The sequence below is a fragment of the Actinomycetospora sp. CA-053990 genome, assembly GCF_050948445.1.
In the GTDB taxonomy this organism is placed as follows: domain Bacteria; phylum Actinomycetota; class Actinomycetes; order Mycobacteriales; family Pseudonocardiaceae; genus Actinomycetospora; species Actinomycetospora callitridis.
Genome location: NZ_CP192043.1, coordinates 4403133 through 4419147, shown reverse-complemented (window position 1 = coordinate 4419147; position 16015 = coordinate 4403133). Strand labels below are relative to the sequence as shown.

Here is a 16015-nt window from a genome sequence, read left to right as displayed (position 1 = left end):
CCGTGCCTCAGCCGGACCGGGCGTCGTGCAGGTCCATGAGCAGCGCGATCTCGGCGCCGTGGTGGAGCAGCTCGCGGTTGATGTGCAGCACCAGCACGCCCATCGGCTCGGCGGCGAACGGGCCCTCGGTGGGTCCGCACGGCTCGGCCAGCCCGGCCTCCCCGAGCCCGCGCACCCCGGCCGTCCACGCGGCGTAGGCCTCGTCGAGCTGCGCGACGGCCTCCTGCGCGGTGGGGGCGTACCGGTGGCTGCCGTAGTCGACGGGCGGGCCCCCGAAGTGGCCGGCCACCCGCATCGCGAGGACGCCGACGACGATGTGCCCGAGGCGCCACGCGATGGTGGTGACCGGCGGCGGCTCCGGAGCCGGGAACTCGAAGTCGATCACGAGGTCGCCCGTGCCGGCCGCCATGGCGGTGCTCGCCTCCGCGCGGGGGCGCACGTTCCAGGCGCCGGGGGCGGGCTCCCAGAAGTACTGCTCGTCGGTGAGGCCGTCCAGCCGCGCCCGCCACTGGTACGTCCAGAGCCAGTCGACCTGATCGCGCAGCAGCGCGTTCCACTCCAGTGCCATCGGACCCTCCCCGCGGTCGGCACCCCGCACGCTAGGAGACGACCCCGACAGCCCGGCGTCAGCCCGCGTCGCCCACCCGGACCGCGAGGGCTACGACGTCGTCCTCGCCGGGCGAGAGCTCGGCGACGAGCCGCTCGGGCATCCTCGCGACGTCGTCGTCGCGCATCCGGTGCAGGGCGTCGAGCAGGCGGGCGGACCCCACGTCGAGGTCCTCGCCGCGGCGCTCGATGAGACCGTCGGTGTGCAGGACCACCAGCGAGCCCGCCGGGACGGCCACGCAGTCGTCGCGGCGGTGGCCGGGGAGCAGGTGGGGGAACCCGAACATCGGGTCGGGCCCGCCGAGCGCCTGCGGGACGCCCCCGGGCACCACCAGCACCGGCGGTGGGTGACCGGCGTTGCTCCACGCCATCGACCAGGTGCCGTCGGACTCCCGGCGCAGGTGGGCGACCACGAGCGTCCCGCGCGCCCGGGGACCGACGGCGGCGTTCGCGTCCTCGAAGGCGGTGACGACGACCGACGGCGGCTCGCCGCGCCGGTCCCACGCGGCCTGGCGCAGCATCGAGCGCACCTGGCCCATCTCGGTGGCCGCCGAGAGGCTGTGCCCGGCGATGTCGCCGACGGACAGGACGACGTCGGTGGTGGTGCCCGAGGTCGCCGGCAGGCGGGTGACGTCGTACCAGTCGCCCCCGACGTCCTCGCGGCTGTCGGCCGGGGCGTAGTGCGCCGACATCCCGAGGCCCTCGATGCGCGGCAGCGTCGAGAGCATCGCCCGCTGCAGCACGTGGTTCACGGTCGTGCGGTGCTGCAGCTGCTCGCGCAGTCGGACGTCGAGCTCGTCGCGCCGCTGGCGCTCGCGATCGGCGTCGACGGTGGCCAGGCGCAGCCGCAGGGCGACCGAGCACATGCGGGCGAGGTCCTCGAGCGCGTCGAGCTGTCCCGGGTCCCACCGGCGCGGCACGACGTCGACGGCGCACAGCGAGCCGAGGACGTTGCCCGCACCGTCGGTCAGCGGCATCCCGGCGTAGGCGATCACGCCGAGGTCGCGGATCGCGGGGTTGTCCGCGACGAGCTCGTGCTCGCGGGCGTCCTCCACCACCAGCGGCTGCGCCGTCATCACGACGTGCTTGCAGAACGAGTGGGTCAACGGGGTGCGGCGGCGCTCCGTGAGGTCCGGCGGGAGCCCGGCCGCGCCCGGGAAGACCTGCTCGTCGGGCGTCACCAGGGTGACGAGGCCGATCGGCACCCCGAGCCAGCGCCGGACCCGGCCCGCGAACAGCTCCATGTCGGGGTCCGGGGCGGCCGACAGGCCTGCGTCGGCGAGGGCCTCGAGCCGGGCGGGATCGGCGAGGTCGCCGCAGCCGAGCGCGCCGGGGAGGTCCACGACGGCCGTCCCTGCCGATCGGGAGGTGCTCATGAGATCGGCTCCTGTCCCGTCGCCCGGTCACCGAGCGTACGGGACCGGGAAAATCGCCCGACCTCGTCCCGGCGGCGTGCACCCGTTCGTGGAGGTGTGCTCCTCCGCGTCCCGGTCAGTGACCGGGCAGGAAGAGGCAGAACGGGTGCCCGTGGGGGTCGCGCAGGACGACCACCCCGTCCGCCGGTTGGTGCTCCGCGCGGGTGGCGCCGAGGGACTCGGCGCGCGCGGCCTCGTGCTCGAGGTCGTCGACGAGCAGGTCCAGGTGCGCCTGCATCTGCTGCGTCCCCGCCCGCGGCGGCCAGGTGGGCGCGACGTGGTCGGGCTCGAGCTGGAAGCTCAGGCCGGGCCGCTCCTGCTCGGGCGCGCGGAGGCGGAGGAACGTGGGGTCGCCGCCCTCGACGGTCGTCCAGCCCAGGAGCTCGCGGTAGAACGTGGCGAGCCGCGCCGGGTCCGGGGTACCGAGGACGAACGCTCCGAGACCGATCACGGGGCCATGGTCGCGCAGGGCGCGCGAGCTCACGCGTGGGCGGTGGCCGCCCTCGCGCCGCGGCGCCCGGCGCGTTTCCGGTCCACGGCCCAGGGCGTCGTGCCCCAGGGCTTGGCCACCGACACCCAGGTCATCAGCAGGAAGGCGACGATGTTCAGCAGCGCGCCGTACGCGAGCGGGCCGGCCACCGGGCTCTCGACGTCCGCACCCGCCGTGGCCTGGATGCTCTCCTCGACCCACACGCCGACGCCGAGGGTGCTGTAGACGATCACCGCCACGGTGAGCACCAGCTTGAGCAGCACCCACCAGTACCGCGTGAACCCCCACGGCGTCACCGCCGAGAGGACCAGACCGCTGACCAGCGCCCCGACGGCTCCGGGGATCACCAGCACGGCGTCGATCTGCTCGATCATCTGGTAGCAGACGCGCCGGACGTCGGCGCTCGCCGTGTAGCCGGCCGTCATGGCCAGCACGACGTTGGCCGCCCCGGCGCCCATCCACCCCAGGCTGATGGCGACGTGGAGGAACACGAGGAGCTGGCGTGTCCTCTTGCCGACCCGGCTGCGCGCCACGGGTCCAGTCTGTGTCGCGCCCGCCGGGCCCGCGAGTTCAGCCGGAGATCGACTCGGCCGCCCTCGTGATCGACGTCAAGGCGTGGCCGATGACGGGTTGGGCGGCCCCGCCCGCGCGGGTCACCGCCACGATCCGCCGGACGGGGGCCGCCGTCCCGCTCAGACGCAGGCGCACCACGTCGGTGCCGGGGTGCACCGGGGCCAGCCGGGGGAGCATGAAGATGCCGAAGCCGTGGGCGACCAGCGCGGTGCCGGTGGCCCACTCGTCGGCGTAGTGGGCGACGGTGGGGCGGAAGCCGGCGGCCTGGCAGGCGGCGAGCGTGAGCCGGTGATAGGCGCTCTCGGGACGGCAGGTGATCCACGACTCGGACGCGGCGTCGCGCAGGGTCACCTCGGACCGGGTGGTGAGGTGGTGCCCGACCGGGACCGCGAGGTCGATCGGGTCGTCGAGCACGGGGTGCTGCTCGAAGCGCTTGTCGGTCTCGGGCGGGACACGGTCGTCGACCACCAGCAGCGCGAGGTCGCAGTCGCCGGCGAGCAGCAGATCGATGCAGCGTGCCGGCTCCGACTCGACGACCTGGATCACCAGGTCGGGGAAGCGTTCGCGCAGCGCGGCGGCCGTGGGGACGAGGAACCTCGTCGCCGCGGTGGAGAACCCGCACAGGCCGATCGAGCCCGGTGAGTCCTCGGCGCCGGCCAGCTCCGCGCGCGCGACCTCGGCGCGGGCGTGCAAGGCCTCGGCGTGGCGCAGCAGGACGTGTCCGGCCGCCGTGGGCTCCATGCGGCGCCCGATCTGTCGCACCAGCGCCACCCCGAGCTCGTCGGAGAGCCCGCGCAGCTGCTGGGAGACCGCGGACGAGGTGAAGTGCAACGCCCTGGCCGCCGCGCTCACCGACCCGTGGTGGGCCACCAGCTGCAGCGTCCTCAACCGCGGATCGATCATGTAGCGATGCTACGCGCTCGATGAAGAAACGTGCGCTGGTGCTAACAACCGCGCCACCGCATCGTCGTGGTCATGACCGCCGCCACGTCCCCGTCAGCCACGACCGAGGCCTCGCGGAGCTCGTTCCGGGCGCCCTCACGGCCCGCACGGGCATGGGCGCTCGCCCTGCTCGCCCTGGGCGCCGCCGGCGCCGGCATCCCGAGCCCGCTCTACCCCGCCTACCAGGCGCAGCTCGGCTTCAGCGACGTGACGTTGACGGCCATCTACGCGGTGTACCCCCTGGTCAGCGTTCCCGCGGTCTACCTGCTCGGCCCCCTCGGGGACCGACTCTCCCCACGGCGGGTCATGCGCTGGGGCATCGCCATCGCCGCCGTCGGGTCGATCGCCCTGGCCCTCGCGACGAGCACCGCCTGGCTGATCGTCGGTCGTGTCGCCTACGGCATCGCGCTCGCGGTCATCACCGGCGCCGGGGTCGCGGTCGCCACCAGCGGCGCGGACAAGGTGCGCGCAGGCCTGGTGTCGGCGACGGTGTTCATCCTGGGCACGGGCCTGGGCCCCGTCCTCGGGGGTGCGCTCACCGGGTACGGCCCGGGTCCCGGCCTCCTGCCCTTCGGTATGAACCTGGTGCTGCTCGCCGTCGTGTTCGTCGGGCTCGGCAGCGTGCGCGGGCCCGGGGCCACGACCGACGACGGGACGTCGGTCGACGCCCCCGACGGCGGCCCCGGCATGACCCGCACCGTCCGGCGGGCCCTCGTCCTCGCGGCCGTGAACGGGTTCCTCGGCTGGGCCGTGGTCGGGCTCTTCCTCGGGCTCATCTCCTCGGTCGCCGACCGCTTCCTCGGGCTGAGCGACCCGCTCGCGTCCGGAGGTCTCACCGCGGCGCTGCTGCTCTGCTCGACGCTGACCGTCCCCGCGGTCATCCGACTCGGACCCCGTCGCTCCCACCTCGTGGGCCTGATCGTGCTGGCCGTCTCGCTCGTGGTCCTCGCGCCCGGCGTCGACTCCCTCGTCGCGGTCCTGGTGGCCTGCGTCCTCGCGGGGCTGGCCAACGGCCTGCTCTACAGCGGGGCGACGGCCGTCGTCGCCACGATGGCCCCACCACACCGAGCCAGCGGCACGGCCGCGGCCGTCTACTCCGCCTTCTACCTGGGCGCCGGACTCCCGACGCTGCTCGTCGGGGTCCTCACGACGGTGCTCCCGCTCGACACGGCACTGTCGGCGACCGCCCTCGGGGCCCTCGTCCTCACCGCGCTGATGATCGTTCTCTCCACCGTCGACGGCCGCCGCGCGAGAGTCCGACCAGCTCCCGTCACGCCCCCGGCGGGCGGTACCGGATCTCCTGGGCGCGCTCCATCGCCTGCATCGTCTCCTCGACCGTCAGCAACACGGTCGTCTCGTACTTGCTGAGCGCCCCGCCACCCGAGATCGCCAGGGCGACCGCGGCCATCGACACGTTGTCCGGCGCTTCCCAGAGGTTGTAGCCGTCGTACTCGCCCAGGGCGTACCAGAAGCCGTGGAGCTTCCCGCCCGCCGCCTCGATGTAGGTGCGAGCAGCCTCGCGTCGATCCTCCGGCTGCCCGGACAACCTCGCCCAGGTCTCCGGTGTGTAGCTGAACCGGGTCAGGTAGAGCGTCATGGTCGGACCTCCGGGCTCCACGACGTCGCCGCGGGGACTCCGTCGCCAATCACGAAGGGTGACACGCCCGGAGGGTGAGCCTCAAGCAACGTCCTCGAATGGAGCAGGGGACGCCACGATCAGGTATGGAGCGGGCGACGGGAATCGAACCCGCGTAGCCAGTTTGGAAGACTGGGGCTCTACCATTGAGCTACGCCCGCGGCGGGCCATTCGGCCCGAGCCCACCGTAGCGGACGCCCCGCCACCACCCCGACCGGTGGGATCGCCGCGGCGGCGGACCCCGAGGTTGCCCCGTGTCCCACGGTCAGGTCTTGACCGATCGACTTGACCGATCAGTAGAACGTGACCTCTTACCGATACCCCCCGGTAGGGCTCTACTCCTCGACACGATGAGGAGACCGGCACGCAATCGGGAGAGGAGCCGGAGATGAACACGGAGATCAGGGACACCGTCAGCATCGACGACGAGCACATCGTCCGCGGTCTGGACTAGCCGTCACGACGTTCGGTACCGGGTGCGTCGCCGCGGCGACGCGCACGGCACGCGGCCGGGAGGCACCGTCGCCTCCGCGGCCCGCGCCCCTAGACTCCCTCGCACGGGGTGTAGCGCAGCTTGGTAGCGCACTCGCTTTGGGAGCGAGGGGCCGTGGGTTCGAATCCCGCCACCCCGACCGTGTGTGACCTGCACGAACCCCGGCGGTCGCCCTTTGGGGCCGGTCCCGCCGAGCTCCCCGGATCGATGTCTCGCCGGCGTACGGGTGGTCTCCACCGACCGTGATCGCTCCCGGTGCTCCACCGGCCCGATCTCACGGGGTCGCCGGAGCACCCAGGGCGATCATGCTCGCGGCAGGTCTCCGCCGGCGGAGGTCCGATCGACTCCGCGCTCCCGCTGACCCGCGCACACTCGACGGCGTGTTCACCGGCCTCCACCACGTGCAGCTCGCGATGCCCACCGGGGAAGAGGAGCGTGCACGGGCCTTCTTCGTCGGCGTCCTCGGGATGACCGAGGTGGAGAAGCCCCCAGTCCTGGCGGGCCGGGGCGGGGCCTGGTTCCGCGCCGGCGGCGTGGAGCTGCACCTCGGCGTCGAGGGGGACTTCCGCCCGGCCCACAAGGCCCACCCCGGGATCGTGGTCGAGGACCTCGACGAGGTCGCCCGCCGCGTCGCGACCACCGGCCAGGACGTCACCTGGGACGGCGACTTCCCCGGCCATCGGCGCTTCTACGCGCACGACCCGTTCGGCAACCGCCTGGAGTTCCTGCAGGCGCTCTGACCCCCGCGCGCACCGAGGCGGCCGACCGGACCTTGTGGACACCGGTCGGCCGGAGCACCGTGAGCACCCTGCTCGCGGCGAGGCGGGCGACCCCCGCACCCCGCCTGGAGGCCCCGTGAGCACCCCGAGCACGCCCGTCGAGCTGACCGTCGTCGACACCACGTCCGCCTCCTGGCAGGGCTTCCCGGTGGAGTTCATCGGGGCGAACCTGGAGCACGTCCCGCTCGTGGACGACCCGGAGACCGGGATGATGGTGCTGAAGATGGTCTACCGGGCCGGCTTCACCAATCCCTGGCACAGCCACTCGTGCGCCCACGGCGTGTACGTCCTCGAGGGCGTGCTCAACACCCACCAGGGCGACTACCCGGCGGGGAGCTTCGTCTGGTTCCCCGAGGGCGGCGTGATGCAGCACGGGGCGACGCAGGACCAGGACGTCACGTTCCTGTTCATCACGAACAAGCCGTTCGACATCCACTTCGTCGGCGACGGCTCGGACCCGGACGCCCCGACGATGTAAACCGCTCGCCCGCCGGGCCCGGTCCTGGTGGAGTCGGGGCATGTCCCCGAACACCACGTCCGTGCGCCACGGCGTGCGGGTCCTCGCCCTCGCCGAGACCGGCCCGGTGATCGGCGACGAGCAGAGCGCCCTCGACGTCATCGGGGACGCCTTCGGCGAGGAGGCCGAGCTCGTCGCCGTGCCGGTCGCGCGGCTCGACCCCGGCTTCACGCGTCTGGCGAGCGGGGTGGCCGGGGCGGTGGTGCAGAAGTTCGTGAACTACCGCGTGCGTCTCGTCGTGGTGGGGCCCCTGGACCACCACGGCGAGCCGTCGGGTCCCGTGGCCGACTGGGTGCGCGAGGCGAACGAGGGTCGCGAGCTGTGGTTCGTCGACGACCTCGAGGAGCTGGACCGTCGCCTCAGCGGGGCGCGTACATGATCACGCCGACCCCGGCGAGGCAGATCAGGGCGCCGAGGACGTCGTAGCGGTCGGGCCGGTAGCCGTCGAGCACCACACCCCAGGCGAGCGACCCGGCGACGAAGACGCCGCCGTACGCGGCGAGCACCCGGCCGAACGCGGCGTCGGGCTGGAAGGCGGCGACGAAGCCGTAGAGGCCGAGGGCGAGCACGCCGACCGCCGCGAACCACCACGCCCGCCCCTCGCGCAGGGCCTGCCAGACGAGCCAGGCCCCGCCGATCTCGAGGACCGCCGCGAGCAGGAACAGCCCGATCGACCGGAGCGTCACGGCGCGGACGATATCCAGTGCGGCGGACGTCGCAGGTGCGCCGGGACGGTCGTCGCGGCGTCGCCCCGGGCCGCGGCGAGCTGGGGGTTGGTCAGGAGCAGCGCGCCGGCGAGATGCGCACCCCGGACGTCGGCCCCGCGCAGGTCGGCGCCGAGCAGCTCGGCACGGTCGAGGTCGACGCCGCGCAGGTCGGCGCCCAGGAGCAGGGCGCCGCGCAGCCGGGCGGCGCGCAGGTCGCGCCGGCGCAGGTCCTGGCCGACGAGGTCGGCGCCGCGCAGGTCGCGAGCCCGCCGCCCCCCGTGGGCCTCGGCCACCACACCGTCGAAGACCGCGCCCGCCTCCCGCCGCACGGCGCCCACGTCGACGGTGGCGAGCGCGTCGGCGTCCCGGGTGACCATCTCCTCGACGCGGGCCCGCAGGTCGGCGGGCGCGGGGCCGTGGGCGGGGGAGGCGACGGCCTCGTCGAGCAGGGCGAGCACCTCGTGCAGCGGGCGCAGCACCTCGAGCGCGGCGAACATCGCGGGCTCACGACGGGCGGCGCCGCCGAAGGTCACCTCGACGACCTGCTGCCCGGCGCCGAAGCAGTCGAACGTCACGCACCCCGGGAAGCCGCGCTCGTGGAGCCGGGCGTGGATGCCGCACGCGTGATCGGCGCGCAGGTGCGGGCACGGGGTGCCCGCCGGCTTGTCGATCGCGAAGTCGGCCGAGGCGGCGAACGCGGGCCCGACGCAGCACAGCGCCAGGCACCGCGAGCAGTCCGCCGACCTCGGGGCCGGCTCCGGATCGGGCGCGCCGCTCACACCGTCAGCGCCGGGTGCGCTTGCGGCGCTTGGTGCCGTAGCCGGCGAGCACCTCGAAGGTCTCGAGCGCGCGCTCGATGCTGCCGCGGATCTTCTTCATCCGGCTCACTGCTCCTCCTCGTCGCGGGGCCCCGGCGGGGGCTGGCTCCACCACCGTGCCAGCCCGGACCGCGGGGGCCGGACGCTGCGTCGGGGAGGGTCGTTGTGGTCCGAACGGTGGTATCTCCGGGCGTGTCGCCCGCCGGACGAGCGACGCGTCGCCGGGTGCGGGAGACGGGCGGTCCGCACGTCGCGGAGGTGGTGGGGACGTCGATGAGGGATCGTGAGATCGGCGGTCGCCGCGCGGAGATCGGCGGCGGACGTGGCCCGCCACACGCCGCGGACCGGGCGCCACGGCGCGCGGTCGGGGGTCACGTCTAGACTCGCCGCCACGCCCGGGCGGGCGCGCAAAGCAGGTACAGGCTCCGGTTCTCCGGTGCTCCTCGACCGTGAGCGGTGAGGGCGGCCTCCCGCGTCACGCCACGGACCCGACCGGTCCGTACGCCTGCCGTACGGGCCGGACACCAGCACGATGCCCTGCCCCGAGGAGACCGACCAGTGAAGTCCACCGTCGAGCACCTGTCGCCGACGCGCGTCAAACTCGCCGTCGAGGTGCCCTTCGACGAGCTCAAGCCCAACTTCGACCGGGCCTACAAGAAGATCGCGCAGCAGGTGCGCATCCCGGGCTTCCGGCCCGGGAAGGCGCCCGCCCGCATCCTCGACCAGCGCCTCGGTCGTGGGGTCGTGCTCGAAGAGGTCGTCAACGAGGCCGTGCCCGCCAAGTACGGCGAGGCCGTCGAGGAGGCCGAGGTCCAGCCACTGGGCCAGCCCGACATCGAGGTCACCGAGATCGGGGACGGCGACAAGCTCGCCTTCACCGCCGAGGTCGACATCCGTCCCGAGATCACGGTGCCGGACTACTCGTCCATCTCCGTGTCGGTCGACGCGGCCGAGGTCACCGACGACGACGTCGACGAGCAGCTGACGGGCCTGCAGGCGCGCTTCGGCACGCTCACCGGCGTCGAGCGGCCCGCGAAGAGCGGCGACTTCGTCGTCATCGACCTCTCCGCCACCGTCGACGGCGAGCCCGTCGAGGAGGCGCAGACCACGGGCATGTCCCACGAGGTCGGCTCCGGCCAGCTCATCGAGGGCCTCGACGAGGCGCTCGAGGGCATGAGCTCCGGCGACACGAAGCAGTTCACGACGACGCTCGTGGCCGGTGAGCACGCCGGCAAGGAGTCCGAGGTCACGGTCACCGTCTCGCAGGTCAAGGAGCGCCAGCTCCCCGAGGCCGACGACGAGTTCGCCCAGCTCGCCAGCGAGTTCGACACGCTCGACGAGCTCAAGGACGACCTGCGCACCCGTTTCGCCCGGGTGAAGAAGATGGAGCAGGGCAGCCAGGCGCGCGACCGCGTGCTCGACGCCCTCCTCGAGCAGGCCGACGTGCCGCTGCCCGAGTCCGTCGTCCAGTCCGAGGTCGACGTCCGCGCCCACGAGGCCGTGCACGAGTTCGACCACGACGAGGCGCGCCTCAACTCGTACGTCGAGTCCCAGGGTCAGACCCGCGAGGAGTTCGACACCGAGCTGCGCACCAACGCCGAGCAGGCGGTGAAGACGCAGCTGCTCCTGGACAAGATCGCCGACGAGGCGAACGTCCAGGTGGAGCAGAACGAGCTCATGGAACGCATCATGATGCAGGCCCAGCGCTTCGGGGTGAGCCCCGAGGAGTACATCCAGCAGGCGCAGCAGGCCAACCAGCTCGGTGCGGTCTTCGCCGACGTCCGTCGCGGCAAGGCGCTCGCCACGGTCGTCCAGGCGGCCACGATCACCGGCCCCGACGGCGACCCGGTCGACCTCTCCGAGCTCTTCGGCACCGGCGCGGCCGGCGACGAGGAGGCCCCGGAGGCCGAGGGCGCCGACGCCGCCGCCGGTCCGACCGACGACGCGAGCCAGGTGGCCGACGCCGACAGCGACGCCAGCGACCCCGCGTCGCCGTCCTCGCAGGTGGAGGCCGACGCGGATGCGGACACCGAGGTCGTCGGCGCACCCGACTCCACCACGCGGGCCTGATCCGCACCCGTCGCCCGGGCCATCCATCGGCCAGGAGCGAACACGGGCCTTCCACGGACTGTCCGGCCGGTCGCGATGGTTACTGTCGATGTCGGTGGGCCCGACCGACGCCAGACCGATACCTCAGTACGAGAAAGCAGGGACACAGGTGAGCCAGCACCTCTCCGACCCCGCCGGGGCGGTCATGCGTTCCGCCGGCGGGTCGATGACGCTGAACGACTCGGTCTACGAGCGCCTCCTGCGGGAGCGCATCGTCGTCCTGGGTCAGGAAGTCAACGACACGATCGCCAACCAGATCTCGGCGCAGCTCCTGCTGCTCTCGGCCGAGGACCCGAAGTCCGACATCACGCTGTACATCAACTCGCCCGGCGGGTCGGTGTCCGCGGGGATGGCGATCTTCGACACCATGCAGTGGATCGAGCCCGACGTGTCGACGGTCGCGATGGGCCTCGCCGCGTCGATGGGGCAGTTCCTGCTCTCGGCCGGCCAGCGCGGCAAGCGCCTCGCGCTCCCGCACGCGCAGATCATGATGCACCAGCCCTCCGGCGGCCTCGGCGGCACGGAATCGGACATCACGATCCGCGCGGAGTCGATGCGCAAGCTCAAGCGCGAGATGGCGGAGCTGATCGCCGAGCACACCGGACAGACCTTCGAGCGCATCACCGAGGACTCCGACCGCGACCGCTGGTTCTCCGCGGCCGAGGCCCTCGAGTACGGCTTCATCGACCACGTGGTGACCCGGTCGGCAGACCAGCCGAGCACCAACGGCAACGGTCAGTCCTGAAGGAGACGCAGATGAGTGAGCTCCACGTGCCCGGCGGTACGGCTCCGGCCTCGCCGCAGGCGCGCTACATCCTCCCCTCCTTCGTCGAGCGCACGAGCTACGGCGTCAAGGAGTCGAACCCCTACAACAAGCTCTTCGAGGAAAGGATCATCTTCCTCGGGGTGCAGATCGACGACGCGTCGGCGAACGACGTGATGGCGCAGCTGCTGTTCCTGGAGTCGAACGACCCGGACCGCGACATCACGATGTACATCAACTCGCCCGGTGGATCGTTCACCGCGCTGATGGCGATCTACGACACGATGCAGTACGTGCGCCCCGACATCCAGACGGTGTGCCTCGGCCAGGCCGCCTCCGCGGCGGCGGTCATCCTCGCCGCCGGCGCGCCGGGCAAGCGCCTCGCGGTGCCGAACGCGCGGGTGATGATCCACCAGCCGGCCACCGAGGGCTTCTACGGCCAGGTGTCCGACCTCGAGATCCAGGCCAACGAGATCTCGCGCATGCGCCGCCTCATGGAGGAGACGCTGGCCCGGCACACCAACCGGAGTGCCGAGCAGGTCCGCACCGACGTCGAGCGCGACAAGATCCTCACGGCTCCCGAGGCCAAGGACTACGGGCTCATCGACGACGTCGTCGCGAGCCGGAAGCTCTCCGCGACCCGCTCGTAGGCCGCCCACACGACGCACCTCCCGGGCCCGTCCCGCCGCCTCGGCGGCGGGGCGTCCGGGGCGGTCCGGCGGCCCTCGACGCACGCGAGCGCAGCGGGCCGACCGCCCGTCGCGGGAGCGTCGCGTGGCGCGAGCCGCGGACCGGGTTCCGGGCCCGCGACCAGCACGATCCACCGGGCTCGAACCTCCCCGTCCGACCGGGCGGGCAGGTACGGTCAACCACGACGGAGCGCACCGACCGGGTGTGCCGGAGGGAACAGGTCTGCTGCGATGGCACGCATCGGTGACGGCGGGGACCTGCTGAAGTGCTCCTTCTGCGGGAAGAGCCAGAAGCAGGTCAAGAAGCTCATCGCCGGCCCCGGTGTGTACATCTGCGATGAATGCATCGACCTGTGCAACGAGATCATCGAGGAGGAGCTCGCCGAGGCCGGTGAGGTCAAGCTCGACGAGCTGCCGAAGCCGACCGAGATCCACGAGTTCCTCGACCAGTACGTGATCGGCCAGGACGACACCAAGAAGACGCTCTCCGTCGCGGTCTACAACCACTACAAGCGGGTGCAGGCCGGCGAGAAGAACCGCGAGGGCTCCCGCAACGAGGACGTCGTCGAGCTCGCGAAGTCGAACATCCTCATGCTCGGCCCCACCGGCTGCGGCAAGACCTACCTCGCGCAGACGCTGGCGAAGCTGCTGAACGTCCCGTTCGCCATCGCCGACGCCACCGCGCTGACGGAGGCCGGCTACGTCGGCGAGGACGTCGAGAACATCCTCCTCAAGCTGATCCAGGCCGCCGACTACGACGTGAAGCGCGCCGAGACCGGCATCATCTACATCGACGAGGTCGACAAGATCGCGCGGAAGTCGGAGAACCCGTCGATCACGCGGGACGTCTCCGGCGAGGGCGTCCAGCAGGCCCTGCTGAAGATCCTCGAGGGCACCACCGCCTCGGTCCCGCCGCAGGGCGGGCGCAAGCACCCGCACCAGGAGTTCATCCAGATCGACACGACGAACGTGCTGTTCATCGTGGCGGGCGCGTTCGCGGGTCTCGAGAAGATCATCGCCGAGCGCGTGGGCAAGGGCGGCCTCGGCTTCGGCGCCGACATCCGGTCGAAGGCCGAGATGGAGTCGGCGGAGTCGTTCGGCGACACGCTGCCCGAGGACCTCATCAAGTTCGGGCTCATCCCCGAGTTCATCGGCCGCGTGCCGATCGTGGCGTCGGTGTCGAACCTCGACCAGCCGAGCCTCGTCCAGATCCTCACCGAGCCGCGCAACGCGCTGGTGAAGCAGTACCAGAAGCTCTTCGAGATGGACGGCGTCGAGCTCGAGTTCGCCCCCGAGGCGCTCGAGGCGATCGCCGATCTCGCGATCCTGCGCGGCACCGGTGCCCGCGGGCTCCGCGCGATCATGGAAGAGGTCCTCAACCCGGTCATGTACGACATCCCGGGTCGAGACGACGTCGCCAAGGTCGTGGTGACCGAGCAGACGGTCAAGGAGAACGTGAACCCCACGATCGTCCCGCGCCAGCCCTCGCGCCGGGAGCGCCGCGACAAGTCGGCCTGACCGGCCCGACGGGCTCCCAGCCCGGGCCGGCGAGCCCACGCCCGGCTAGCCCACGCCGCGGTCGGCCGCGCCGGCGACCCTGTCGCGGGCGTGGCGGCCCAGGAACGTCGCCATGTCCGGCAGCACGCGCGCGTAGTAGACGCCGTCGTGGCGTCCCGGGCTCACCGCCCCGACCTCGGGCCGGGCGAGGGCGATGTAGCGACGGGTGGCGTCGACGAACGGGTCGCGGTCGCCGCACCACACGCCGGTGGGCACGCCCGCGAGCTCGGGGAAGAAGCGCAGCGGGTCGTGGGCCTCCCAGTCGCGCCGTCCCGCGAACGGGCGCCGCGAGGCCACCCGCCAGTCGGTGAACAGGCCGGGGCTGACCGCCGACACCGCCCGCACCGGCCGGAGCAGGCGCCTCCGCTCGCGGGCGTAGACGAACGCGCCGGCTCCGCCCATCGAGATGCCCGTGACCAGCGCCGGCTCGCCGGGCAGGTCGCCGGGCGCGGGCCGGGTGGCGAGCCCCCGCTCCCGCAGCCAGCCGGGAAGCTCCTCGAGCAGCATGCGCAGGGGGTCGTCGTCGTCGTTGTAGGGGTGCCAGTAGTTGTCGCCGCCGTCGACACCGATCAGCCCGAACGTCGGCACCCCGCGCGCCCACGCGTCGCCCAGGAGGCCGCGGTTGCCGGGCTCGGACCACCACAGCGCGTTGCCCCGCAGCCCGTGGAGCCCCACGCAGACCGGCAGGCCCTCCCTGTCGGCCCCCGGCGGGAGGACGGTGACCAGCCGGACCCTCCGCCCGCGGGCGGGGGAGAAGACCCAGTCGACGGTGGCGACGGCGTCGGTCGGCGTGGGCCGGCGCGGCGGGTTCGGGATGCGCTGGGGCGGCGGGGCCGGGCTGTCCTGGTTGACGAGCAGCCCGCCCAGTCCGACGGCGCCCGCGACCCCGGCGGCTCCCGCGGTGCCGAGGAGGAACTGCCGTCGGGTCGGCATGGTCGGGCGTTCTCCCCTCGGCTCGGCCTCGCGGGACTCGGACGGCGGCTGCGCAGCGCCACGGTACGGGTCGGTGCCGGGGGAGGGTGGGAGCGTCAGCCCCCCACCGGCGAGGCGTCCGGCGTGACGATCCGCTCGGTGCCGGCGTAGACGTTCATCGAGGTGCCGCGCAGGAAGCCCACGAGCGTCATCCCGGACTCGCGGGCCATCTCGACGGCCAGGGACGACGGCGCCGACACGGCGGCGAGGGCCGGGATGCCGGCCATGACGGCCTTCTGGGTCAGCTCGAACGACGCGCGCCCGGAGACCATGAGCACGGTGCCCCGCGCGGGCACGCCGCCCTCGAGCAGCATGTGCCCGACGACCTTGTCGACGGCGTTGTGGCGCCCGACGTCCTCGCGGGCCACCAGCAGCGTCCCGTCGGCACGGAAGAGACCCGCGGCGTGCAGCCCGCCGGTGCTGTCGAAGACGGCCTGGGCGGCGCGCAGGGTGTCGGGGAGACCGGCGAGGACCTCGGTGGTCAGGCGCAGCGTGTCGTCACCGGGAGCGAAGCGGGTGCGGGTGCGCACGGCGTCCAGCGACGCCTTGCCGCACACCCCGCAGGAGGACGTCGTGTAGAAGCGCCGCTCCACCGAGTCGTCGGGCGCCGGTACGCCGGGCGCGAGCGCCATGTCGAGGACGTTGTAGGTGTTGCGGCCGTCGTCGTCCAGCGAGTCGCAGTAGCGGGCGGTCGAGACGTCCTCGCGGGCGCCGATCACGCCCTCGGTGAGCAGGAAGCCGTGGGCCAGCTCGACGTCGTGCCCCGGGGTCCGCATGGTCACCGCGAGCGACTGCCCGTCGACCCGGATCTCCAGTGGCTCCTCGGCGGCCAGCACGTCGGGCCGACGGCGGGTCTCGCCGTCGACGATCCGCATCACCGGGCGCCGCACCGTCACGCGTCCCATGCCCGGATCCTCCCACTTCGTCGCTGTGTGTGTTCGGTGTGTGA

18 protein-coding genes and 2 tRNA genes are annotated in these 16015 nt (G+C 72.9%); 9 read left to right on the top strand and 11 right to left on the bottom strand.

The window, feature by feature from the left end; all coding sequences use genetic code 11:
• Nucleotides 1-7 precede the first annotated feature (7 nt).
• From ACQPYN_RS22705 to ACQPYN_RS22685, 5 genes are all read right to left on the bottom strand, one after another.
• Nucleotides 8-568 carry a DinB family protein gene (locus ACQPYN_RS22705; protein ID WP_433027980.1) on the bottom strand — a complete coding sequence of 187 codons (561 nt, stop codon included), beginning with the start codon at nt 566-568 and terminating at the stop codon, nt 8-10.
• A gap of 58 nt (nt 569-626) precedes the next feature.
• Nucleotides 627-1982 (bottom strand): PP2C family protein-serine/threonine phosphatase, encoded by a 1356-nt coding sequence (locus tag ACQPYN_RS22700; protein WP_433027977.1) that lies wholly within the window; start codon nt 1980-1982, stop codon nt 627-629.
• 115 nt (nt 1983-2097) lie between these two features.
• Entirely contained in the window at nt 2098-2472 is a 375-nt protein-coding gene (locus ACQPYN_RS22695; RefSeq protein WP_433027974.1) for a VOC family protein, read from the bottom strand.
• A 29-nt stretch (nt 2473-2501) separates the two neighbouring features.
• Nucleotides 2502-3044, bottom strand: coding sequence for a hypothetical protein (locus tag ACQPYN_RS22690; RefSeq protein ID WP_433027971.1), 543 nt, complete (start codon nt 3042-3044; stop codon nt 2502-2504).
• 37 nt (nt 3045-3081) lie between these two features.
• Nucleotides 3082-3987 (bottom strand): LysR family transcriptional regulator, encoded by a 906-nt coding sequence (locus tag ACQPYN_RS22685; protein ID WP_433027969.1) that lies wholly within the window; start codon nt 3985-3987, stop codon nt 3082-3084.
• Nucleotides 3988-4059: 72 nt separating this feature from the next.
• Between ACQPYN_RS22685 and ACQPYN_RS22680 the strand changes: the two genes are divergently transcribed.
• Nucleotides 4060-5394 (top strand): MFS transporter, encoded by a 1335-nt coding sequence (locus ACQPYN_RS22680; RefSeq protein ID WP_433027966.1) that lies wholly within the window; start codon nt 4060-4062, stop codon nt 5392-5394.
• Here the strand turns inward: ACQPYN_RS22680 and ACQPYN_RS22675 are convergent.
• Nucleotides 5297-5623: a GYD domain-containing protein gene (locus tag ACQPYN_RS22675; RefSeq protein WP_433027963.1), complete on the bottom strand. Its 327-nt coding sequence runs from the start codon at nt 5621-5623 to the stop codon at nt 5297-5299. The two genes, ACQPYN_RS22680 and ACQPYN_RS22675, sit on opposite strands and share 98 nt — an antisense overlap.
• 126 nt (nt 5624-5749) lie before the next feature.
• Nucleotides 5750-5823 (bottom strand) — tRNA-Gly (locus ACQPYN_RS22670).
• A gap of 397 nt (nt 5824-6220) precedes the next feature.
• Here ACQPYN_RS22670 and ACQPYN_RS22665 point away from each other — a divergent pair.
• The 4 genes from ACQPYN_RS22665 (at nt 6221) to ACQPYN_RS22650 (ending at nt 7830) form a co-directional block, all read left to right on the top strand.
• Nucleotides 6221-6294: transfer RNA gene (locus ACQPYN_RS22665), tRNA-Pro, on the top strand.
• Nucleotides 6295-6535: 241 nt separating this feature from the next.
• Nucleotides 6536-6895, top strand: a complete 360-nt coding sequence (locus ACQPYN_RS22660; RefSeq protein ID WP_433027960.1) for a VOC family protein — start codon at nt 6536-6538, stop codon at nt 6893-6895.
• Nucleotides 6896-7010: 115 nt separating this feature from the next.
• Entirely contained in the window at nt 7011-7412 is a 402-nt protein-coding gene (locus ACQPYN_RS22655; RefSeq protein WP_274195791.1) for a cupin domain-containing protein, read from the top strand.
• 40 nt (nt 7413-7452) lie between these two features.
• Nucleotides 7453-7830, top strand: a complete 378-nt coding sequence (locus ACQPYN_RS22650; RefSeq protein ID WP_433027957.1) for a DUF4180 domain-containing protein — start codon at nt 7453-7455, stop codon at nt 7828-7830.
• On the opposite strand, the gene ACQPYN_RS22645 is transcribed toward ACQPYN_RS22650, so the two are convergent.
• Together ACQPYN_RS22645 and ACQPYN_RS22640 are read right to left on the bottom strand one after the other, a co-directional pair.
• Nucleotides 7811-8137: a YnfA family protein gene (locus ACQPYN_RS22645; RefSeq protein ID WP_274195789.1), complete on the bottom strand. Its 327-nt coding sequence runs from the start codon at nt 8135-8137 to the stop codon at nt 7811-7813. The two genes, ACQPYN_RS22650 and ACQPYN_RS22645, sit on opposite strands and share 20 nt — an antisense overlap.
• Nucleotides 8134-8937 (bottom strand): pentapeptide repeat-containing protein, encoded by an 804-nt coding sequence (locus ACQPYN_RS22640; RefSeq protein WP_433027953.1) that lies wholly within the window; start codon nt 8935-8937, stop codon nt 8134-8136. Before ACQPYN_RS22640 ends, ACQPYN_RS22645 begins: the two co-directional genes overlap by 4 nt.
• A gap of 597 nt (nt 8938-9534) precedes the next feature.
• Here ACQPYN_RS22640 and tig point away from each other — a divergent pair.
• The 4 genes from tig (at nt 9535) to clpX (ending at nt 14055) form a co-directional block, all read left to right on the top strand.
• Nucleotides 9535-11046, top strand: coding sequence for a trigger factor (gene tig / locus ACQPYN_RS22635; RefSeq protein WP_433027950.1), 1512 nt, complete (start codon nt 9535-9537; stop codon nt 11044-11046).
• 184 nt (nt 11047-11230) lie between these two features.
• The gene (locus tag ACQPYN_RS22630) at nt 11231-11830 is read left to right on the top strand and encodes an ATP-dependent Clp protease proteolytic subunit (protein WP_274188001.1); all 600 of its coding nucleotides are present in this window, start codon (nt 11231-11233) and stop codon (nt 11828-11830) included.
• An 11-nt stretch (nt 11831-11841) separates the two neighbouring features.
• Nucleotides 11842-12498, top strand: a complete 657-nt coding sequence (locus ACQPYN_RS22625) for an ATP-dependent Clp protease proteolytic subunit (protein ID WP_274195786.1) — start codon at nt 11842-11844, stop codon at nt 12496-12498.
• Nucleotides 12499-12768: 270 nt separating this feature from the next.
• A complete protein-coding gene (gene clpX, locus ACQPYN_RS22620) occupies nt 12769-14055 on the top strand; it encodes an ATP-dependent Clp protease ATP-binding subunit ClpX (protein WP_133828291.1) in 1287 nt (428 codons plus the stop codon).
• A gap of 45 nt (nt 14056-14100) precedes the next feature.
• On the opposite strand, the gene ACQPYN_RS22615 is transcribed toward clpX, so the two are convergent.
• On the bottom strand, nt 14101-15027 hold the full coding sequence (locus ACQPYN_RS22615; RefSeq protein WP_433027945.1) for an alpha/beta hydrolase: 927 nt from the start codon (nt 15025-15027) through the stop codon (nt 14101-14103).
• 95 nt (nt 15028-15122) lie between these two features.
• Nucleotides 15123-15971, bottom strand: coding sequence for a formate dehydrogenase accessory sulfurtransferase FdhD (gene fdhD, locus ACQPYN_RS22610; protein WP_433027937.1), 849 nt, complete (start codon nt 15969-15971; stop codon nt 15123-15125).
• Between the last annotated feature and the right edge of the window lie 44 nt (nt 15972-16015).